The sequence below is a fragment of the Ruegeria sp. AK11 genome (assembly GCF_056541095.1).
Window position 1 is genome coordinate 53,283 of record NZ_JBQFXU010000012.1, and the last position, 21,461, is coordinate 74,743.

Here is a 21,461-nt window from a genome sequence, read left to right on the forward strand (position 1 = left end):
TTCCGTTCAGAACATGACGGCGAGGTCTCTTCTCGAAAACTCCAGAAAGCGGGGTACATGTCGAATTCCGCCACATAGCATCGCGGCGCTGATCGAGGGATATTCGAGGACTGACAAACGAACTTGGTGAGGCACGCGCCTCTGAACAAAGTTCACCGCGCCGTCACCCAATTTTGACCCGTGTGTCGGTGACGAACTCGTAAGGGGGCAGATCGAGGTTGCGGGGCGCGGGGCCTTTCCGAATTCTGCCAGACGTGTCGTAATGTGAACCGTGACACGGACAGAACCAACCGTCCCAGTCTCCGGTGGGTTCGCTGCCGCCCTGCCCGAGTGGTATGCATCCCAGATGGGTGCAAACGCCAATAACTACCAGCCATTCCGGTCGCTGTACGCGCTCGGCGTCAGGTTGCGGGTCGATCATTGGTGCATCGTCTTCTGCTATCGCCAGCGCGATCCGCTCTTTAGTCCGGTGGTCGATAAAGATCGGCTTGCCTTTCCATTTAACAGTGATCCTCGTTCCTGGTCCGACACCTTCAAGATCTATGTCGACAACGGCTTGGGCGGAGATGTCTGCACTGGGGTTCATGCTGTTAACAAGTGGCCAGACCGCCGCGCCCGTGGCCACGATGGCGGCACCGCCGGTGACGAAGTATAAGAAATCGCGCCGAGTTTCAGGCTCTGAAGGTGCCTGTCTTTCAGAAAATTCAGACATATTGTTCCTCCTGTGCGTCAGGACGGGTTCATCGAATGATAGGACTCGGACGAGGTGGATCAGTCGCCTTGGTCCTCTTCTTCACCGCGATGCCCCATTCCCTATTCATCAGAGTGATCTTCGTCGGTGTCACCGTGCAATGCCTTTACAGTTAGTGCACCGGCCGTCAGGTGCAGTTCAGTTGCTGCTCTCCGAATTGGATTTGCTAACATGGCAATTTCCCTTCCTTATTGGGTTACAAATTTGTTCTGATCAGTTGGCCGTTGCTGCTCCTTGTTGCGCAGTGTTCTTGCCGCAAAGCCGCCAGCCATACAGGGCGCCGTTCTCAGTGTTTGCCGTGGCCGCGATGCATTAAGAAATGCATGCCCACGCAGACCAGCAAGAACAGCAACGGAGAACTGAGCAAAGGATAGAGTGTCTCGCGGTATTCCCAGCCCAGAACAGCGGCGCCCAACGCGATCGCAATGACAACCGGGAGCCAATTACGCTTGGCACCGTTGGCCGTCTGATCTTCGGTTTTGGGCGCTTCGGCCGTTACGTCAGAGCTGACCCTTTCGGTCGTCTCCTGTGTGGCGCGGGTTTCGTCGAAATTTGATTGGGTCATAGCTGATTTGTCTCCTTTTCGATGATCCATTGTTTGAGAAAGATGCGCTCATAGACGAAGACCAAGCCGATGCCAGCAACGGCATATACTACGATCATCGGGTCGGAGCGCAGCTTGAGTATTGTGAACGCGGTCAGGACTACGCAGTCCAGCGCCAGGGCGGTCAGCAAGACCCATCCACGGGCTTTGATCTGACCGCGCAAGCGTCGCCAGACACCCCAATGCACCGCCATGTCCATCACCAGGTAAAAGAACGCCCCCAACGAGGCGATGCGAGACAGGTCGAACAACACCGCAAGCAGGCCCGCAATCACGACCGTGTAGATCAGCGTGTGAGACTGGATGCTGCCCGTCATGCCGAAATGGCTGTGCGGGATCATCTTCATGTCGGTCAGCATCGCCAGCATCCGGGACACAGCGAAAACGCTGGCGATCAGCCCCGAGGCCGTCGCCACCATCGCCAGCGCCACGGTCAGGTAGAACCCGCCCTGCCCCAGCACCGGCCTGGCAGCCTCGGCCAGGGCATAGTCCTGCGCCGCGCGGATTTGCTCGGGCGGCAGGCTGACACCGACGGCAAGGGCGACCAGCAGGTAGACCACCGCGCAGATCGCGATCGAGATCATGATGGTGCGCCCGACATTGCGGTGCGGGTCGACGATCTCGGCCCCGCTGTTGGTGATGGTGGTAAAGCCCTTGAAGGCGAGGATCGACAGGGCTACCGAGGCGACGAACCCCAGCGGCGCGGCCGGTTCCGAGCCCTGAACCTGCCAGGTTCCGCCCGCAGCCCAAAGTGCGGCGATGCCGAATATTGCGATCCCGCCTATCTTGAGCGCCGACATGATGATCGACCACAACCCCACCGACCGGTTGCCCGACCGGTTCACCGCATAGGCAAAGACGATCAGCGCAACAGCGACCAAAGACACCAGCGGTCCGCTCTCGATGTTGAACGGGCGGAGCGCATAGGTCGCGAAAGTACGCGCGACGAGGCTTTCGTTGATCACCATCGACAGTGCCATCAGCAGCGAGGCCGCCGCCGCAACCGCCCCGGGCCCATATGCCTTGGTCAGGATCATGGCGATGCCGCCTGATGAGGGCCAGGCGTTGGACATGGCGATATAGGTATAGGCGCTGAAAACCGTCACCACGGCCCCGACCACGAAGGACAGCGGAAACCATGGCCCCGCCAGCCCGGCGATCTGTCCGGTAAGTGCAAAGATCCCAGCGCCAATCATCACGCCGGTCCCCATGGCGACGGCTCCGGTCAGCGAGATTGATCCGGGCTTCAGCGCGCCACTGGCGCCGTGGGTACTATGCTCGTGCGTGCTCAAATCTTCGCCCCCCGCAATCGCAGCGCATTCAACACCACTGAAATCGATGAAGCACTCATAGCGAAGGCCGCAAACATCGGGCTGATCAGGATGCCGAAAAGCGGGAACAGAAGACCCGCCGCCACCGGAACGCCCGAGGCGTTGTAGATCAGGGCAAAGAATAGGTTTTGCCGGATATTGCGCATGGTAGCGCGGGCCAGCCTACGGGCGCGCACGATGCCATCAAGGCTTCCGTTGACCAGCGTGAAGCCTGCACTTTCGATCGCCACGTCGGCACCGGTCCCCATGGCGATGCCCACATCGGACTGCGCTAACGCGGGTGCGTCGTTCACTCCGTCACCCGCCATGGCGACCTTTGCGCCTTTCTCCTGCAGTTCGCGAATTATGCGGGCCTTGTCCTCGGGCAGTACGTCGGCTCGAATCTCATCGATACCCAGACGTTCGGCCACCGCCTTTGCAGTGCGTTCGTTGTCGCCAGTCGCCATGATGATCCGGAAACCCAGTTCGTGCAGCGCCTTGAGTGCGGCTGGTGTTGTTTCCTTGACCGGGTCGGCGACGCAGACCAACCCCGCCACTGAACCATCAAGCATCACGAACATCACCGTTTCGCCGTCATCCCGACGCGCATTGGCCTTGGCCGTCAGTTCGGCCGCCTCGAGTCCGAGATCGGTGACCAGTTTCAGATTGCCGAGCGCGACGGGGCGGCCATCCACCGTGCCTTTCACGCCTTTACCAGTCACCGCCTCGAAGTCACTGGCGTCGGACAGGGCTACGCCACGTTCCTCGGCTCCTGTGACGATTGCCTCAGCTAACGGGTGCTCCGAGCCCTTCTCCAGCGTTGCGGCCAGCCGCAGCACCTCGACCTCGTCATGGCCAGGTTCGGGTAATACAGCCACAAGCTTTGGCTTGCCCATGGTCAGCGTGCCAGTTTTGTCGACGATCAAAGTATCGATCTTCTCGAACCGCTCCAGCGCTTCGGCATTTTTGATCAGCACTCCGGCCTGCGCCCCGCGCCCCGTGGCCGTCATGATCGACATCGGAGTGGCCAGGCCAAGCGCGCACGGGCAAGCTATGATCAGTACCGACACCGCTGCGATCAAGGCGTAGGAGAGCGCCGGAGCCGGTCCCCAAATTGCCCATGCAATAAAGGCCAGCGCAGCTATACTTATGACCGCCGGTACAAACCAGCCCGCCACTTTGTCAGCGTATTTCTGAATTGGTGCGCGCGAGCGTTGCGCGTTGGCCACCATTTCGACAATCTGGGACAGCATTGTGTCAGAGCCCACTCGGGTTGCTTCGATCACAAGGCTACCGGTGCCGTTGATTGTGGCCCCTGTGACCGGCTCGCCTTGTACCTTTTCGACCGGAACCGGTTCGCCAGAGATCATGCTTTCGTCAACAGATGAGCGCCCTTCGAGTACAATGCCGTCTACTGGCACCTTGTCGCCGGGGCGTACGCGAAGGCGGTCACCTACCTGTACTTCTTCAAGCGGAATTTCCTCTTCACTGCTGTCAGGGCGGATAATGCGGGCGGTCTTTGCGGCCATGTCCAGCAAAGCGCGGATTGCCTTTCCTGTGCCTTCGCGTGCCCGCAGTTCCATCACCTGCCCGAGCAGAACAAGTGTAACGATAACTGCGGCCGCTTCGAAATAGACCCCAACATGGCCTTCTGAATCTCGAAAACCGTCCGGAAATATGTGGGGCATCAATACGGCGACAACGCTGAACAGCCACGCGGCCGAAACCCCCATGGCAATCAACGAGAACATGTTCAGGTTCATGGTGCGAAACGAATTCCACCCTCGTTCCAGAAATGGCCAACCGCACCAAAGAACAACCGGAGTGCCAAGTATCAGTTCAATCCATAGGGTTGTTCGCTCACCAAAAATCTCTCGCACACCAGACAGCCCAACGTAGGGGCCCATCGTGAAAACCAAAAGTGGAAGCGTCAGAATCGCACCTACCCATAGGCGCCGGGTGAAATCCACCAGTTCCGGGTTCGGCCCCTCGTCCACCATCGCCGCGCTTTCCAGCTCCAACCCCATGCCGCAGAGTGGACAGGACCCGGGATGGGTTTGCCGCACCTGCGGATGCATCGGGCAGGTATATACGGGTCCGTCATAGCCTGTCGGAACGATGTCATATTCACCGTTCTCGTCCGTCGCGCCATGATGCGCGGAATGGTGGTGATGCGCATGCGCATCCACCTCGCCCTCGGGCACAAGGTGCATCCCGCATTTGGGACAGTCGCCGGGCCCAGATTGACGCACGTCAGAATGCATGGGGCAGACGTAAGCGACCTCGGTCGGGCCGTTCGCGTGGATTCTGATGTCGTGGTCTTCTGTCATGTTCTGCTCCCTGGTTTAAGCTTTGGTCGTAGAGCCGTTTAATTACGCAATGCCGGGCACAGTCCTTCAGGGCAGAACAACCATCTGGTGGCCCTCACCCAGTATCGGCATTTCGGTAATAGCCGTCAGGCTGACTTGATCGACGATCCAGACCTTCGGTTCGGTTCGGCTTGATACCATCACTTTGCCTGAGTTCGGTATGGTCGTCAGGTGATAAGGTGCCGGTGACAGGTTGGTCGAGCGCTGTTTGCCCGTAGCAAGATCAATCGACAACAACCGGTCGGTGCCTTTGGCGGCCACGAACAGTACGCCCTCGCGGTCGGACAGGCCGATCCCGTGCAACTCGCCTCCAATGTCATAGGTTTCGGTGACAGAACCGCTGGCAAGATCTACGCGGAAGGCCTTGCCACCATCACTGTCGGCTACGAAGGCGGCGCTGCCGGTGGCGTTAAGTACAAGATGCTCAGGGCCTTCGCCGACGGGCATGTTGCGTACGACGAAGCCTTTGACGACATCCACTTCGCTAAGTGTACCATTGCCGGTATTGGTGACATAGACCCTGTCGCCGTCAGGCGCGAATACCGCATAGTTGGGCATTGGCCCGGTTGCTACGAAACCAAGGAAGCTGAGCTTATCGAGATCGACGATCGAAATACCGTCACCGCCCGGATGGGTCGCCACCGCGAACCGCCCGTCGGGCGACACCGCAGTGTGATGCACCGCACCTGGAACCTCGATCTGGCGGACGACCTCGCGTGTTTCCGCATCAAGGATCGTCAGCAGGCTCCGCCCCTTGTCTTTGGGCAACGCAGTGACATCGCGCTTGGCGTGGTGCGCAGCGTGTTCATCCTTGGACATACCTTCGGGTTTTGGTGGCGTTGTGGCCTCGGTTTCTGCGTAGCTGCCCGCGACCAGGTACTTAAAGCCGGGCGCGCCGGCCAGCCCATGGACCGCCACGAGCCTCGGCAGCCGCTCGACGGTCTTGCCGGTTTCGGAGTCGATCACCAGAACCGAGTCCGCGCTGCCTTCGGGAATGAACACGGTTGCCGCCAGCGTGAGCGAAGGCGCAGTCAAAGCTGCGACGGACAGGCCTGCGGCCAGATTGAACAGGGTCATTTAGGTTTCCTTTCGTCAACTGAAACGCGCGCATTGGCGGGCACGTGCAGAAAAATCCGGTAGATGACGGCCATCAGGAAGGGCGTCAAAAGCAGGGTCAGAGCGATGGCCTTCATGGCTTTGTCCTTTCAATCAGTTGAGTTTTGTGCGAGCCGCAAAGACATTGAACAGTCCGCCGAACAGCAACGCGGCGTACCAGCCGTAGAGAAACGCCCATAACAGTCCCAACAGGAATGAGGGCAGGCTGAGCCAAGTCATTCCGGGCATCAGGCCGATCCAAGCCCGGTACATGGCAAAACTTGGAAAGATCAGGTCAAAGGCCACGCACAGCAGGTAGGTTGCGGCCAGAAACAGGCTGAGCGCCCAGCCAAGGGTTGTCACCGGAACACCGGGATGATGTTCTTGTGTCCCCATCACACAGGGGCCACAGGTCAGGCGCAACAGTGCGAATAGCACCACGCCCGTGACGAAAAAGTACAGAATGGTAAGCATGGTAAGTGTCCTGAACTGAGTTGGGCCGCAATCAACGGCTTGGGCAAGACCCCGGAGCGATTCCGGAGCCATTGCCGGTCACGTTCAGGACAGGTTTGGCGGATGTGGTAGTGGTGCGACCGGCAGGCTTGCGCGTGGCCGGAACCGTTCTGGCGCCACGGGCGTAGCAATACGCATCGAGAGCAATTCAGGTGCCGCCATAACTGCCATCGCATAGCAGCCCGGGTGCACTGAGCAGTCTAATTCTTCTGATGGATGAGACGCGGGATACCCACCGCTGTCATCGATCACAAGCTCGGCCTGGGTGGCGGCCTTCGCGATGTCATGCCCGGCATGGGACGGCACAACAGAGATCAGCATCGAAACCACCAACGCACAGATCAACAGGACCTGCAGCCGGCCCATGGCTCGGGCCGTCCGTGTCGCAGTTGATATCCATTGTGCGCGGATCACTTAGGGTTTCCTCCATTCTCCAACAGTTTAGGGCCGCTTGGACCGGTCGCATTGATCTGGCTCAATTCGTGGTCTGAAGAGCCAACAGGCATCTTGCGTTTCCAAGCCAACCAGATAAGTGGCGCCCCCGTCAACAGCCCAAGCCCGATAACCGCAAGGCTGGTGCCGCCTGTCGCGGTTTCGGTAATCTGGCTGCCCAGATGGGCCAGAACGAAACTGGCCGGCAGGAGTCCAGCCAAGGTGGCCAGTGCGAACCGCCAAAATTGAAGTCGGGTCAGACCGGCGGCATAGCTGACCATGTCGAAAGAAACGAAAGGCATCAGGCGGCTGGTGAACACGGTCAACATCAGGGCATTCTGCGATCCAAGCAACCCCAAGTCCAGCTTGTCGCCGAACCACTGGCGCAGCGCGTCGCGCCCCAACCAACGGGCTATCAGGAACGCCAGCAGCGCCCCCAACTCCGCTCCGATAGCAACCAATGCGGTTCCCAGCCCATGCCCATATGCCACCCCGGCAGCGACAGCGATCGGAGCGCTGGGGATTGGGCTGGCAACCACTGCGGCTGTCATGAAGCCGATGATGACAACGGGTCCGAACGGGCCGGCCCAATCCACCCACGCAGTAATGACTTCGCGCGATAGTCCTGCGTCCAACGCGCCAGACAGCCACAACCAGATGGTGGCGATCAGCAACGCGATCAAAACCGCGATGAAAACCAAACGGCTATTGCTGTGCAGGCCCTCCAGCTTTCGTTCCTCCTATGACATAGCCCTCCACCCCTAAACGGGAGTGACGGATTCCGAGGTCACTTAGCGATGTATTTGATCAGCGCTACGATCGCCAGAACGATCAACACTGCGATCAGCAACATCCAGATCATTCCAAACCCCATTCCAGCGCCATAGCCCATCATCGCTTTGTTCCTCAGTGGTTTGTGCCGAGTGCGATGACCCGGCTACACGGTTGCGTTTCAGTTGTTGGTTTCAGAAGCCTTTGTCACAGGTTTCGAGGCCTTCATGCCGTGTTTCGGCGACATCGTCTTTGCGCCTTTCTCGATTTCCCCTGTGGTCACAACGCCATCGCCATTGGCATCAAGATGCTGAAATCGGTCCACCATGGTTTCGCGGATCATCCCGGAATGCAGCGCTTCGAACTCATCAATCGACAGGTTGCCATCTCCATTGACGTCATGCGCCTGCATCCGGGCCTTCAGACCTTCGGCGATCTCAGATTCGCTCGGGCGACCGTCCTCGTCCATGTCCAGAACCGCCAGCCAGTTGCCGCCCATCATCTGGCCATGCATTTTCACCATCATTTGCATCATGCCTGCGTGATCGCCCATCATGCCGCCGGGCGCACCCTGCATCATGCCGCCCTCATGGCCCTGCATCTGCGCGCTGCTGCCATGCTGACCGGCGGCAAGCGCGGGCAGCGCCATCAAAGTCGCGGCAATGGCTCCAGCGGCCAGCGTGAAGGTACGTTTCATGACTTTCACCTCTCGGGTTTTTGTTTCTACACAAAGCATATGGCCGCCCTCGGTCGCGCCACCACCCCCCTGCTCAACCCGGTTTGTATCGTTGTGTCGCAGCCCGCCCAACTGATACAAAGGGATACAAAAAAGCCGGGATTTGTACCGCGCCGGGGCTTATGATTGCGCCATGACTGAAGCACCACATATCTTGATTGTCGACGACCACCGCGAAATCCGTGATGCTGTCAGCCGCTATCTGGAAAAGAATGGGTTGCGCGCCAGTACCGCGCGCGACGCAACCGAGATGGACGCACGACTGGCGGCCGGTCGGATTGATCTTATCGTACTCGACATCATGATGCCGGGCGAAAACGGATTGTCGGTCTGTCGCCGCCTGTCCGCGGCCGGTGGCCCGCCGATCCTGATGCTGACAGCCCTCAGCGATGACACCGACCGTATCGTGGGTTTAGAGATCGGCGCCGATGACTACCTGCCCAAACCATTCAACCCACGTGAATTGCTGGCCCGGATCAAGGCGATCCTGCGGCGTTCCGAAACCACCGTCCCCCCGGCTGGCGATCTGAGCGGCAAACGGATCGCCTTTGGAAGCTGGGTTCTGGATGCCGACAGTCGCACCTTGATATCCGCCGAAGGGGCCGAAGAAAGTCTGACCACCGCCGATGTCCGGCTGCTGGCCGTATTCCTGCAGCGGCCCCGCAAACTCCTGTCGCGAGACGAACTGCTGGATTTGACCGCCGGCCGCAGCCCGCACTTGTTCGACCGTACGATCGACAACCAGGTCAGCCGCTTGCGTCGCAAGATCGAAGCTGACCCAACGCGGCCGAAGCTCATCACCACGATAAGAGGTGGCGGTTATTGCCTGTCGACCGACGTGAGCGAGCTTACGGGATGAAAGCCTTTGCCCAAAGTCTGCGCGGTCAGCTTATCCTTTTGATCATCGCCGCGCTGGCTGCCGCGCAACTGGTCAGCCTGTGGCTGTTCGTCGACGAACGCTCAATGGCAGTGCACATGGCCCTTGGCCTGGAAACCGCCGGACGCGCCGCAAACATCGCGCGGCTGATTGAAGAAGCTCCACCCGAGATGCACGACGCGATCCTGCGGGCGGCAAGTTCTCCACTGGTGCGTTTCAGCCTTACAGATACGCCCGCAGTCGATCACACCGGACATAGCGCTGGTGGGACGGTCGAAAACACAATCCGCAGAATTCTGCCAGGCTATGAAAACCGTCCCATCCGGGTAGAGTTGCATGAGTTCTCTCCCGATATGCTGCCGGTTGAAGGTGTTCCGTCTACAATGGCTGAAATGCACATGGCAATGATGCGTGATCACGTTTCCGCAATTGAAATGCAGCTGTCGATCGCTCTGACGACCGATCAATGGCTCAACGTGGATACCCGGTTCCATAACCCTCCTCTGCAATGGCCTTTGCAGTCCTTCGTCAGCTTCGGTTTCACTGCAACTTTAATTCTTGGAGCAGCCATTTGGTTTCTACTGACACGGCTGACCGGCCCGTTGCGCCGCCTGTCACTGGCTGCAGACCAGTTTGGTCGCGGTGAAGACGTCCAGGAACTGACGGTTTCTGGTCCGACCGAGGTGCGAGATTTGACGCAGGCGTTCAACCATATGCGTGATAGGCTGACTCGCTATGTTGCCGATCGGACCAGACTATTGGGGGCGCTGGGTCACGATTTGCGGTCGCCACTGACGGGATTGCGGGTTCGCGCCGAACTGGTGGAGGAAGAGGAGACCCGTGACCATCTGATCGAGACCATCGAGGAAATGCAGGAGATGGTGGACTCCACCCTGTCATTTGCCAAGGGCGTGGCCACGCGCGAACCTTCCAGTACCGTCCCAATTGGTGAATTCGTAACCAAAACGACCGAAGACATTGTGCAAGCCGGTGACACGGTTGAAGTATCGGTCGCAGACAATCCGGCCGTCACGCTTCGGCCGATGCTGATGAAGCGAGCTCTGCGCAATATCATTGAAAACGCCTGCCGGTATGGTGCCCGGGCCAACGTCTCAGTCATGCAAGAGGGGAATGAGGCAAAAATATTGATCCAGGATCAGGGGCCCGGCATCCCCGAGCATATGCTCGATGCGGTATTCGACCCATTCGTGCGGCTTGAAACATCCCGCTCGCGAGAGACTGGCGGAACCGGCTTGGGGCTGTCGATCGCACGTACGATCATCCAGTCGCACGGTGGCACGATAGAATTGCTAAACGGGGAAACTGGCGGCTTGTGCGCTAAGGTGGTTCTGCCAGTTTTTGAGGGCCAAACGTAACTTGTGAACACAATCGGCATGCCCCGAAAGCTTATTGGAAGCGTACCGCTTTGGGCCAGTTTCAGGTGTGGGCTCAAACGCAGCGGCGGAGAACACTGAACTGGAAAGACTGACTTTCCCCCCAAGAGGTTTGGTGCAGGTGATGGCGATGCGCGACGAGTTCAAAGTGTTCCTCAAAAAGCACGGCGATATCGCTCGGACTATAGCGGGCGACAGGGAGACCACTGCAAGTCTCCGGCCCATCAAGTGCAAACGTAGCAATGATCACATGGCCGCCAATTTTTACCCCTTTCTTCACGCTTTCCAGATAGGCCGCGCGTTGCGATGTATCCACGAGAAAGTGAAAAACCGCCCTATCATGCCAGACGTCATATCTGCGATCGGGGACCCAAGAAGTTATATCTGCAGAAATCCAAGTGACTGTTTCAGCGGCGCGCCCCAACCTTTCCCGGGCCGTGTCCAACGCGACCTGCGATAGATCGAGAACTGTCACGTCATGGAGCCCCTTCGCAAGCAACGCTCCAGCAAGACGAGATGTACCTCCACCAATGTCGATGACGGATGAAGGCTTAGACACTCTGATCAACTCGATGAGTTCAAGCGATATCTCTGGATCATCCTCGTGCCAACTCAATTGGGTGTCAAACTTCTCGCCATAGACATCGTCCCAGTGCTCTCTTGTGTTAGCTGTCATGTCGTATCGTTTTCCCAAGTCGTCGCCCTGGAGATATCCTCATTTTGACCGCTCCGCGCTGCGTTTTCGACTGAAGCAAAAACCAACAAGGCAACGCCCCAGACAATTCGACGCTGGTCCGTTGAATGGCCGCGTGAAGTCATCTCGGCGACAATGTAGTACACACATTCCAATTGTGAAATGTTTTAGGTGGGATTTGCTTGTCGGTCAGATTTCCACTGGGCTGCGCAAGTAGCTCCAGAATTTTGCGCAGTTTAACTGCAGTGGCGCGGGCCGGAGATACCGAAGCGTTGGCAGTTTGTGTACTGCTTGCCTGGATTGCTCTGTTCAATCAGTATAGCCGGAAGATTTTCTGAGCTTTGGAGCTTCAATCAGTCAACGAATTGCTTAAAGCGCCTTTAACCGACAATGGACTGATAACTTATGAGCAGAGCCACAGATCGTTGAAATACGATTTGGTTCTTGAGTGGCTCCTACTCCATTTCTCTTAGTTCATAGAATTTCCTACAGTCGTTGAAACGGCGAACAATCACATCATTGGTGAATAGCTGCCGCATCAACAGACTCAGTTTTTCATGATCGCGCCGATCGCATACATACCATCATCGCTTTTGACCAACATCAGTGTGACTTCGTCACCTGCGCTGATCTCACCCATCATCTGGGCATTCTCAAGAAGCTGCAAATCCATCGTCATCGCGGGCCACCCGATCTCGGGGATCGGATCATGGCTGACGTTAGCGGTTTCGTCGCCAATTGAGTTCACCAAAGCCTTTGCGTGGACCGCACCTTCCATCTGTTCGGAAGACATGGGCATGTTGGAATGGTCCATGCCGTGGTTCGTTTGCGCGATGCCGGATGTTGTAGACACGGCCAATAGGGCCAAAATTGCAGTCAAAGTTTTCATCAGATGCTCCTGTTTCAAGGTTGTGGGTATTATTCTGCCGGAAGCGCAGGGGGCACTTCCTGGATCGTGTGGGAGATCTCTCGGTTCACGCGATTGAGCGCGAGCCGTTTCCAAATCACGAATATTGCGGGAATGACAAAAAGCGTAAGAAGGGTCGCTGTCACCATGCCCCCAATCATCGGCGCAGCGATCCGCTGCATGATTTCAGAGCCTGTACCGGTGCCGTACATGATGGGTATCAGTGCTGCAAAGATCGTGGCTACAGTCATTACCTTCGGCCGAACCCGAAGAACGGCTCCTTCGAACACCGCGTCTTCGATATCGTCACGTGTCAGCTTTCGCTGTTCCGATTGCGCCAGCCCTCGACGTTTCTCCCAAGCAAGATTGAGGTACAACAACATGACAATCGCTGTTTCCACGGCAACTCCCGCCAGCGCGATGAAGCCCACGAGCACAGCAATTGAGATATCGAAGTTAAGATACCATAAGAACCAAACCCCACCTGCCAATGCGACCGGGAGCGCCGCAAGAATTATCCCGACCTCAATCACCCGATTGAACGCCAAGAAAAGCATGAGCGTGATAATTAGCAGGGTTGCAGGAGCAACGATCGTCAACCTGTCCTGCATTCTCTCTATGTACTCATACTGCCCTGACCAAGTCAGCGAGTAACCTGGAGGCAGGTCGACCTTTTCTGTAACCACCTCTTGTGCTTCGGCCACATAGCCGCCCAGGTCGCGCCCCGCGATGTCGATGAACACGAACCCAGTTCGTCGAGCGTTCTCTGATCGTATCATTCCCGGCCCGTCAACTATTCGAATATCGGCGAGAGCGGACAGTGGCACATGAGCACCCGACGGCGTGACGACAGGAAGATTTTCGAGCCGTTCCGGGCTGTCTCGCCATGCCTGAGGGTACCGAAGGTTTATAGGAAACCTCTCCAGCCCCTCCACAGATTCCGACACTTGCATACCGCCAATTGCGGTCTGCACTACGTCCTGAACTTCTCGAACACTCATCATGTATCGGGAGGCGGCATCTCGTTTGACGTCGATTTCGATGAAACGCCCGCCAACAGGTCGCTCTGCGTAGGCGGAAGCCGTTCCATCAATATCAGCGACCGCACGCTCTACTTCGATCCCTATATCTGTAATGACCTCCAAGTCGGTGCCGGATATTTTGACACCGACAGGAGTACGGATACCTGTCGCAAGCATATCGATGCGGTTCTTGATAGGTTGGATCCAAACATTTGTAACGCCCGGAACCTGAACGATACGATCGAGCTCATTCCGGATTTTCTCCATTGTCATGCCGGGGCGCCATTCTTCTTCCGGCTTGAGTTGGATTGTGGTCTCCACCATCGTTAGAGGTGCTGGATCGGTTGCAGTCTCCGCACGCCCAACTTTACCGTGAACAGTTTCGACTTCAGGCACGGTCGCGATCAGGCGATTGGTCTGCTGCAGTACCTCACGGGCTTTTCCCGTCGAGATCCCGGGGTAGAAGCTCGGCATGTAGAGAAAATCACCTTCGTTCAACTCGGGCATGAATTCAGAGCCAATTCTCTGGTACGGGTACCACATGGACGTCACCAGAACGCCGGCCAACAGTGTTGTTGCCCATGGCCAGGCAATTGCCGCGTCCAGAAATGGGCGGTACACGAACACAACCAAGCGATTTAGCGGATTTTTTCGCTCCGGTAGAATACGCCCCCTTACAAAGTAACCCATCAAGACCGGAACCAGCGTTATCGAAAGGATGGCGGCTGCAGCCATGGCGTAGGTTTTGGTATAAGCGAGTGGCGAGAAGAGCCTACCTTCCTGATTTTCCAGAACGAAAACAGGCAAAAAACTAACCGTGATAATCGCCAGAGAATAAAAAAGGGCTGGTCCCACCTCAGAAGCGCACTCTTGCACAATCCGCCATCGGTTCTCTGCTGTGAGCTTTTCTTTTTCCAACCGCCTGTGCATCGCCTCGATCATCACAATCGATGCGTCGACCATCGCACCAATAGCGATGGCTATGCCGCCGAGCGACATGATGTTTGCGTTTACTCCTTGCGCCTTCATCAGAATAAATGCGGCAAAGATTCCCAGAGGGAGCGACAGAAGAATTACGAGGGATGACCGCAGATGAAGTAGAAAAGCCGCGCACACAAGAACAACGACAATGAATTCCTGCGTCAGTTTCTTCTGGAGGTTATCGATAGCACGCTCGATCACACCAGATCGGTCGTAGGTCGTTATGATTTCGACCCCCTCCGGCAGGTTTGAGCGCAACTCTTCGATGCGCGCCTCCACCGCTTTGATCGTTGCCAACGCATTCCCACCCCATCGCAGAATGACTACTCCACCAACCGCGTCTCCTTGCCCGTCGAGTTCTCCGACACCGCGCCGCATTTCAGGCCCCAGGCGGATTTCAGCGACGTCTCCAAGCGTCAGAGCGGCGCCGCGCTCGTTGACCATCAATGGCGCGCTTGCAAGGTCTGACAATTCATCGATGTAGCCCGATGACCTGACCATGAATTCGGCTTCACCCATCTCAATGACGCTGCCGCCCGTCTCGCGGTTGGCCGCCTGAATAGCCGTCCTCAATTGTGCAAGTGTTATGTCATAGGCACGTAGTTTGTTTGGGTCGACGACGACCTGGTACTGTTTGACCATTCCGCCGATGGTGGCGACTTCTGAGACGCCTTCCACGGCTTGTAATTCGTATTTCAGAAACCAATCCTGCAGAGTCCTGAGCTGAGCCAGATCATGATTTCCGGTTCTGTCAACCAGCGCATACTGATAAATCCACCCGACCCCAGTCGCATCTGGGCCAAGTTGTGGTGACACGCCTTCAGGCAAGCTGCCGGTAATCTGGCCCAAATATTCGAGCACACGCGACCGAGCCCAGTAGAGGTCCGTCCCGTCCTCAAAGACGACATATACAAAGCTGTCTCCAAAGAACGAGAACCCGCGAACGTCTTTTGCACCGGGTACGGCCAATAGGGCTGTCGCAAGTGGATATGTGATTTGGTTTTCGACAACTTGAGGTGCTTGCCCGGGATATGGCGTGCGAACAATTACCTGGACATCCGAAAGATCCGGGATTGCATCAACCGGCGTCTCACGAATGGCCCAAATACCCGCAACTCCTATCATGAATGCGAGGGCCAAGATGACGAACCTGTTGGCAAGAGAAGAACGAATGATGGCCGTGATCACTGCGTAACACTCCCATCAAGCGCGACCTCTAACAGCGTCATCGAAAAGTCGGGATTGCGGCGAAGGATCAAAGAAACATCAATCCCTACAGGCAAGTTAGAAACCTCAATCCCCTCCGCAACCGGGAAATCCATGGTCATGCCCGGCATGCCGATCTCAGTCATCGGACCGTGTGTTACATTCGCGGTCCGCGCGTTTGCGTCGATACTGTTAATCCGGCCAGAAACCTGAAGCGGCGGCGCAATAGGCGTTGCCTCGGCCAATACCATTGTCATGCCATCTGCACGCGCGAAAGTCAGAGTCATTTCAGAACCGACTTCGAGCATGTTAGGGTCCAATGACGGCTCTAATGGGAAATCCATGGTCATCCCCGGCATACCAATCTCAGTCATCGGCCCGTGAGTGATGCTTGCAGTTCCCGCCTCAGCATTAACGAGGTTGATCGTGCCGGTGACCACAATCGGTGGAGCAGAAGGCGTCTTGGTTTCTTCAGGTTCAACAGAATCCGTTGGCGTGGAGCCCTCTTCGCGAATTGCCACAATCGAGAACATCCCCCCTTCTCCCTCAGCCAGATCAAACTCAATTGGCATGCCGATAGGCACGGTAGTGAGATCTACTCCGACAACCGACAAATCCATTGTCATGGCCGGCCAACCGAGCTCGGGGATTGGTCCGTGCTCAAGCGTCAATTTGCCATCGGAAGTGACGGCGCGCGCAACACCAGCTCCAGTTCCGGCAATACCGTCGTCCGGCGCAAGCTCCATCAGGCTCAGAAGCCCATCCGCACCCCGCGCGATCACGAAAGCAACCGCGTCGCCAGCATTCAAACGGTCGAGCGAAACACCAGACCTAACCGGAAACTGCGAAGTCATTGCGGGCCAATCGAGGCTTTCGAGAACATCGTGACGAACAGTTGCCATACGATTTTCGGCATCGAGTGAAACCAGGGTGCCTGCCCCGCGTGCTGGTTCGGTATCCGTTGGTGCCATTCGGGTGAAACCGGCGCTCAAAGCACTTTCACTGTCGATTAGAAACTGTGCGGATGCGACAACTTCCTCACCGGGTTCAAGCCCTTGCAGAACTTCTGTTCGACCCCCCTCGCCGAAACTGTCTCGAAGACCTGTGGTCACCAGTCTCGGGCGAAAAGTACCATCGCCTGTTTTCAAGATGACGCGTTCCGCCGAACCAGTACGAATTAGCGCCTCTGATGGAACAGTGAGAACATTCCGGCTTTCATCCGGTATAAGGCTAACGCTGCCAAACATGCCCGGCCGAAGAACGCCGTCGGTGTTATCGAAACTCAGTCTGACGGGAAGAGTTCGGGTTTGCGGATCAAGCTCAGGGTAAACATAGTCGATTTCGCCTTCGAAGGTGCGACCGGGTAGGTGCTCGAACCTTGCTATTGCGCGCATGTCCTCCGACAAACGTGCAATATCTCGTTCGAAAACATCGACGATCAACCATACTTCAGAAAGATCGGTGACCGAAAACGCAAGCGTGCCTGGCTGCAGGTACATTCCATCAGCGGCATTCAGCGCTATGACAACACCGTTTTGAGGCGCCTCAATTTGCACATTTCGAACCAACTCACCGCCCGCCTCGATCTCTGCAACCTGACGTGCGGACATACCGTGGCTGATCAACTTATTGCGCGCCGCGTCCAAAATCCGCGGGTCACCGGCTTCAACTGCGCGTACAAGATCGCCGGTCGCAGCTGCGATCAATGGTGAAAAGAGTTCAAATAAAACTTGCCCCTTCTCAACCCGATCACCGACCGCGCGAACTTTCAGTTGCTCAATCCAACCTTCAACACGCGTATGAACGTGATTGGTCAGGTGTTCGTCAAAGCCGACGAAACCCACCGTCTCGATGCGAGGTTCGATATCAGTCATGCGTGCAACCGCAGTCCGCACACCAATTGCGTTGATTTCCGCAGCGCTTAGGGTGACTTCTTCAGGGTCGCCGGTAGGTTCCTGCCCAGAATAAACCGGGATCAAATCCATACCCATCGGCGATTTTCCAGGTCCAGGCTGCCGAAAATTCGGATCCATCGGTGCTACCCAATAAAGGACCTCTGGTTCGTTCGACTGGCCCTGATCAATTGGATTCAGGTACAGTCTTTCAAGAATGACACCTCCACCCAGGCCAAACGCCAAGGCAAGTACTGATAGTGCCGCATATCTTCCACGCATAATAATCTCCCGACGGTCGCATTGAATGCTGGAACCGAAACAACATGAATGCCCGCGCTTGCGGGCCTGAGGATGTCAGGAGATTTGAGGAGGACGATCGGGAGTCAGAGGTCCCTGAGACAGATGGGTTTCCGAATCCATGTTTCGGTTTTGCTGCCCGAAAGCTGTAGCCAACACAGCAACACTCACTTGGGTAGGATATTCACCAACGCAGCAGATGCCGGAATGACATTCTCCGCTGTGATTTACGTGGCTATCAGTGTGGATTTGGCCAGTCGTCGGATGCAAACCGCTATGGTCGTGTTTGAAGTCTGATGACTTTGCAGCCATTGAAACGCCGTGAGGCTCAGAGGTGCTACTGTTTTTGACGTCACTGCTCGCGACCACAACAGTGCCGACGAAGGTCATCGCCAAGCAGACGCATGTCAGAAACGTCATTCGCAACACTGAGAAGAACTTCCACTCCATCCCGTGCAGTTAGGACGAACGTAACGTGTGTTCAAGCCAGTCGGAGAAAAAAACAGGTGAGTTGGTGCGCTGCATCGAAATGAAGCTGATTCCCGCGAATACACGTAACAAACTGCCAAAATCGGAGGCAGTTCATACGATGAGCGCATCTAAGTTTGGCCGAGGTTCTTCAGGATCGGGCAGTCAGGGCGGTGGTCGCCAGCACATTCGTCGATCAGATGAGACAGTGTAGCATGCATGGCCTTCAGGTCCGCGATCTTGGCATCTATCTCTTTTAGGTTCTGTTTGGCGATATCCTTCACGTCCGCGCTTGCGCGTTCTTTGTCCTCGTACAACGCCAGTAGTGAACGGCAATCCTCAATGGTAAAGCCCAAGGAACGGGCCCGCCCGATGAAGGCCAGTTTGTGCAGTTCCTTTTCGTCGAAATGTCGATACCCGTTCAGACTGCGCCTGGGTTTGATGAATCCGATATCCTCGTAATAGCGGATGGTTTTGGCAGGCAGACCCGAACGTTCTGCTACATCTCCGATATTCACAGCGGTTCTCCTTTTCTATTCAGCAGGCGCTGATCGCAGCGCCTGCTCTTCATTCTGCGAGATCTGTTCTCGCCCAACTTTGATCGGCTTAACCCAGCGCAACCGCAGCGCGTTGGTCAGGACAAATACACTGGACAGCGCCATGGCACCTGCAGCCAGAACCGGCGACAGCAACGGGCCGCCAAACGGATAGAGCACCCCCGCTGCAACCGGTATGAGCAGCGTGTTGTAGCTGAAAGCCCAGAACAGGTTTTGTCGGATGTTACGCATGGTGCGCTGACTAATATCGAAGGCGTTGACCACGCCTGTCAGGTCGCCTGACATCAGAACGACGTCGGCCGCCTCGATGGCGATGTCAGTGCCTGTCCCGATCGCAATTCCTACGTCAGCCGCCGCCAGAGCGGGGGCATCATTGATGCCATCACCCACAAAGGCCAGTTTTCCGCCATTTGAGCGCAGATCTTGCAACGCGGATACTTTACCTTCGGGCAGAACCTCGGCCACGACATGATCGATGCCAAGCTGCGCCGCGATGGATTTGGCTGTAGCGGTATTGTCGCCGGTAATCATCGCTACTTTCAGCCCCAGTCCGTGCAAAGCTTCAATTGCGTCTGGCGTTGTGGTCTTGATTGGGTCCGCCACGGCGATGACGGCTGCGATAACTCCGTCTACGGAGGCATAAAGTGGAGTCTTTCCGTTGATTGCGAGTTCAGCGCCCCGATCAGACAACGCGCCCATTTCAACCCCTTCGCGACTCATCAGGCGGTCGGCCCCGATCAAGATTGTATGGCCTTCGACCGAGGCGCTTACCCCGTAACCGGTGATCGACGTGAAGTCTTCTGGCTTCGAAAGCTCCAGACCACGGGTTTCAGCCGCGCGCACGATGGCCGTGGCGATCGGATGTTCGGATGTGACCTCAACGGCAGCAACAAGGCGCAGAACCTCATCCTCGGCCAATCCTTCGGCCACAATAAGGTCGGTCAGCTCCGGGCGCCCTTCGGTCAAGGTCCCTGTCTTGTCTACCGCAACAACAGTGGTTTCCTGCAGCATTTGCAAGGCGTCGCCCTTTCGGAAAAGGACACCCATCTCGGCCGCACGGCCGGTGCCGACCATGATTGAGGTGGGTGTGGCCAACCCCATGGCGCAGGGGCAAGCAATGATCAGTACCGCAACCCCGGCTACCAACGCCAGGCTGAGCGCGGGATCGGGTCCGAACAACATCCAAACCAGCACAGTCACAACGGCCACAGCGATCACTACCGGCACGAACCACAGCGTGATGCGATCGACCAGGCCTTGAATCGGAAGCTTGGCCCCCTGGGCTTGTTCGACCATTTGAATGATCTGGGCCAACATAGTGTCTGCGCCGACCTTTTCAGCCCGGTACGTCAATGCGCCCGCGCCATTGACTGTTCCGCCGACCACAGTTGCGCCCTCGGTCTTTTCGGCAGGAACCGGCTCGCCGGTGATCATGCTTTCATCGACATATGACGCGCCGGTCACTACGGCACCATCCACCGCGATTTTTTCGCCCGGTCGAACGTGCACAATATCCCCTACAACGATCTGCTCGATCGGTAGCTCGACAACCGATCCGTCGCGCTCAACTCGCGCTGTTTTTGCCTGCAGACCGACCAATTTTCGGATCGCTTCACCAGTTCGCCCCTTGGCGCGCGCCTCGAGGAACCGCCCCAGCAATATGAGAACCACGATCACCGCTGCGGCCTCGTAGTAGACGTTTGCGGTGCCGGCGGGAAGAACACCCGGCGCAAAGGTGGAAACAAGCGAGAACCCATAGGCCGCCGAAGTGCCCAGGGACACCAGAGAGTTCATGTCCGGCGCGCCTTTGAACAAGGAAGGGAAGCCCTTGGTGTAGAACTGCAAACCTGGCCCAAAAAGAACGATCGTGGTCAGAAGGAATTGCAGGTAATAGCTGTTCTGGATGCCGATCGTGCTCGCTATCAGGTGGTGCATGCCCGGAATAACATGCGAGCCCATTTCAAGGATAAAGACCGGCAAAGCGAGCAAGGCGGCAAAGCTTGTTCGCCGGGCCAATTGGCGAATCTCTTTGGCTTTGCGGTCTTGTGGTTCGGTCTGCGTCGCGGATCGCAGGCTCGCCGGATAGCCAGCAGATGCCGCAAGCGCCGCGATGGCTTCGGGTGTTGTGACTCCCTCAGCATAACGTACAGTTGCACTTTCGGTGGCCAGATTGACCGACGCGGACAAGACGCCATCATCTGCTTGCAATGCCCGCTCAACGCGCCCCACGCACGATGCGCAGGACATGTTCTGAATATCCAGCGTTACCTCTTCCGTCCGTGCCGGATATCCGGCGCTGTTTAACGCATCAGCAATGGCCGCTTTATCGGCTGGATCGCGGAAATCGACCTGAACGCTTTCGCTGGCGAGATTAACCGAAGCGGCATCTACCCCTGGCACATCTTTCAACGCGCGCTCGACGCGCCCTACGCAAGAAGCGCAGCTCATACCCTGAACTTGAAACCGTGCATGTGAAATTTCAGTCATATTGTCACCACAAATGTTCTGCTGACGGGCAACATAAGGGTTCCAGCAAGTGGAAGGTCAAGTGATGGGGTTGACTTTCTTTTCCACTAATTTTG

The 21,461-nt window shown here is 56.8% G+C and carries 17 protein-coding genes; 2 read left to right on the top strand and 15 right to left on the bottom strand.

The window, feature by feature from the left end:
• Positions 1-163: 163 nt before the first annotated feature.
• From petA to ACR0D9_RS18520, 9 genes are all read right to left on the bottom strand, one after another.
• A complete protein-coding gene (petA, locus tag ACR0D9_RS18480) occupies positions 164-712 on the bottom strand; it encodes a ubiquinol-cytochrome c reductase iron-sulfur subunit (protein ID WP_050605700.1) in 549 nt (182 codons plus the stop codon).
• A 325-nt stretch (positions 713-1,037) separates the two neighbouring features.
• The gene (locus tag ACR0D9_RS18485; protein WP_170417934.1) at positions 1,038-1,316 is read right to left on the bottom strand and encodes a DUF2933 domain-containing protein; all 279 of its coding nucleotides are present in this window, start codon (positions 1,314-1,316) and stop codon (positions 1,038-1,040) included.
• Positions 1,313-2,647, bottom strand: coding sequence for an APC family permease (locus ACR0D9_RS18490; protein WP_255612171.1), 1,335 nt, complete (start codon positions 2,645-2,647; stop codon positions 1,313-1,315). Before ACR0D9_RS18490 ends, ACR0D9_RS18485 begins: the two co-directional genes overlap by 4 nt.
• Positions 2,644-4,929, bottom strand: a complete 2,286-nt coding sequence (locus ACR0D9_RS18495; protein WP_170418025.1) for a copper-transporting P-type ATPase — start codon at positions 4,927-4,929, stop codon at positions 2,644-2,646. Before ACR0D9_RS18495 ends, ACR0D9_RS18490 begins: the two co-directional genes overlap by 4 nt.
• Positions 4,930-5,061: 132 nt before the next feature.
• Positions 5,062-6,111 carry a YncE family protein gene (locus tag ACR0D9_RS18500; RefSeq protein WP_170417931.1) on the bottom strand — a complete coding sequence of 350 codons (1,050 nt, stop codon included), beginning with the start codon at positions 6,109-6,111 and terminating at the stop codon, positions 5,062-5,064.
• Positions 6,112-6,243: 132 nt separating this feature from the next.
• The gene (locus ACR0D9_RS18505) at positions 6,244-6,603 is read right to left on the bottom strand and encodes a hypothetical protein (RefSeq protein ID WP_152460765.1); all 360 of its coding nucleotides are present in this window, start codon (positions 6,601-6,603) and stop codon (positions 6,244-6,246) included.
• 84 nt (positions 6,604-6,687) lie between these two features.
• Positions 6,688-7,056 carry a hypothetical protein gene (locus tag ACR0D9_RS18510; protein WP_157054266.1) on the bottom strand — a complete coding sequence of 123 codons (369 nt, stop codon included), beginning with the start codon at positions 7,054-7,056 and terminating at the stop codon, positions 6,688-6,690.
• The gene (locus tag ACR0D9_RS18515) at positions 7,053-7,775 is read right to left on the bottom strand and encodes a TVP38/TMEM64 family protein (protein ID WP_331252139.1); all 723 of its coding nucleotides are present in this window, start codon (positions 7,773-7,775) and stop codon (positions 7,053-7,055) included. Before ACR0D9_RS18515 ends, ACR0D9_RS18510 begins: the two co-directional genes overlap by 4 nt.
• A gap of 251 nt (positions 7,776-8,026) precedes the next feature.
• The gene (locus ACR0D9_RS18520) at positions 8,027-8,542 is read right to left on the bottom strand and encodes an EF-hand domain-containing protein (RefSeq protein WP_170417928.1); all 516 of its coding nucleotides are present in this window, start codon (positions 8,540-8,542) and stop codon (positions 8,027-8,029) included.
• Between the two features lie 172 nt (positions 8,543-8,714).
• Here ACR0D9_RS18520 and ACR0D9_RS18525 point away from each other — a divergent pair, with 172 nt between their 5' ends.
• Both ACR0D9_RS18525 and ACR0D9_RS18530 read left to right on the top strand, forming a co-directional pair.
• Positions 8,715-9,440, top strand: a complete 726-nt coding sequence (locus ACR0D9_RS18525; protein ID WP_170417925.1) for a response regulator — start codon at positions 8,715-8,717, stop codon at positions 9,438-9,440.
• Entirely contained in the window at positions 9,404-10,834 is a 1,431-nt protein-coding gene (locus ACR0D9_RS18530) for an ATP-binding protein (RefSeq protein ID WP_237217564.1), read from the top strand. The genes ACR0D9_RS18525 and ACR0D9_RS18530 overlap by 37 nt, the downstream gene beginning before the upstream one ends.
• A 73-nt stretch (positions 10,835-10,907) precedes the next feature.
• Here the strand turns inward: ACR0D9_RS18530 and ACR0D9_RS18535 are convergent, their stop codons facing one another.
• The 6 genes from ACR0D9_RS18535 to ACR0D9_RS18560 form a co-directional block, all read right to left on the bottom strand.
• Positions 10,908-11,528, bottom strand: coding sequence for a class I SAM-dependent methyltransferase (locus ACR0D9_RS18535; protein ID WP_170417923.1), 621 nt, complete (start codon positions 11,526-11,528; stop codon positions 10,908-10,910).
• A 565-nt stretch (positions 11,529-12,093) separates the two neighbouring features.
• On the bottom strand, positions 12,094-12,435 hold the full coding sequence (locus ACR0D9_RS18540; protein ID WP_170417920.1) for a copper-binding protein: 342 nt from the start codon (positions 12,433-12,435) through the stop codon (positions 12,094-12,096).
• 29 nt (positions 12,436-12,464) lie between these two features.
• On the bottom strand, positions 12,465-15,644 hold the full coding sequence (locus ACR0D9_RS18545; RefSeq protein WP_170602099.1) for an efflux RND transporter permease subunit: 3,180 nt from the start codon (positions 15,642-15,644) through the stop codon (positions 12,465-12,467).
• Entirely contained in the window at positions 15,641-17,800 is a 2,160-nt protein-coding gene (locus ACR0D9_RS18550) for an efflux RND transporter periplasmic adaptor subunit (protein ID WP_480539780.1), read from the bottom strand. The genes ACR0D9_RS18545 and ACR0D9_RS18550 overlap by 4 nt, the downstream gene beginning before the upstream one ends.
• Positions 17,801-18,453: 653 nt before the next feature.
• Positions 18,454-18,840, bottom strand: a complete 387-nt coding sequence (gene cueR / locus ACR0D9_RS18555; protein ID WP_152460772.1) for a Cu(I)-responsive transcriptional regulator — start codon at positions 18,838-18,840, stop codon at positions 18,454-18,456.
• A gap of 15 nt (positions 18,841-18,855) precedes the next feature.
• Positions 18,856-21,366 (bottom strand): heavy metal translocating P-type ATPase, encoded by a 2,511-nt coding sequence (locus ACR0D9_RS18560; protein ID WP_170634712.1) that lies wholly within the window; start codon positions 21,364-21,366, stop codon positions 18,856-18,858.
• Positions 21,367-21,461 lie beyond the last annotated feature (95 nt).

Excerpts from the sequence above, each read along its gene's own strand:
- petA (WP_050605700.1), bottom strand. The coding sequence starts at position 712 with ATGTCTGAATTTTCTGAAAGACAGGCACCTTCAGAGCCTGAAACTCGG.
- ACR0D9_RS18485 (WP_170417934.1), bottom strand. The coding sequence starts at position 1,316 with ATGACCCAATCAAATTTCGACGAAACCCGCGCCACACAGGAGACGACC.
- ACR0D9_RS18495 (WP_170418025.1), bottom strand. The coding sequence starts at position 4,929 with ATGCATTCTGACGTGCGTCAATCTGGGCCCGGCGACTGTCCCAAATGC.
- ACR0D9_RS18500 (WP_170417931.1), bottom strand. The coding sequence starts at position 6,111 with ATGACCCTGTTCAATCTGGCCGCAGGCCTGTCCGTCGCAGCTTTGACT.
- ACR0D9_RS18505 (WP_152460765.1), bottom strand. The coding sequence starts at position 6,603 with ATGCTTACCATTCTGTACTTTTTCGTCACGGGCGTGGTGCTATTCGCA.
- ACR0D9_RS18520 (WP_170417928.1), bottom strand. The coding sequence starts at position 8,542 with ATGAAACGTACCTTCACGCTGGCCGCTGGAGCCATTGCCGCGACTTTG.
- ACR0D9_RS18525 (WP_170417925.1), top strand. The coding sequence starts at position 8,715 with ATGACTGAAGCACCACATATCTTGATTGTCGACGACCACCGCGAAATC.
- ACR0D9_RS18535 (WP_170417923.1), bottom strand. The coding sequence starts at position 11,528 with ATGACAGCTAACACAAGAGAGCACTGGGACGATGTCTATGGCGAGAAG.
- ACR0D9_RS18540 (WP_170417920.1), bottom strand. The coding sequence starts at position 12,435 with ATGAAAACTTTGACTGCAATTTTGGCCCTATTGGCCGTGTCTACAACA.
- ACR0D9_RS18560 (WP_170634712.1), bottom strand. The coding sequence starts at position 21,366 with ATGACTGAAATTTCACATGCACGGTTTCAAGTTCAGGGTATGAGCTGC.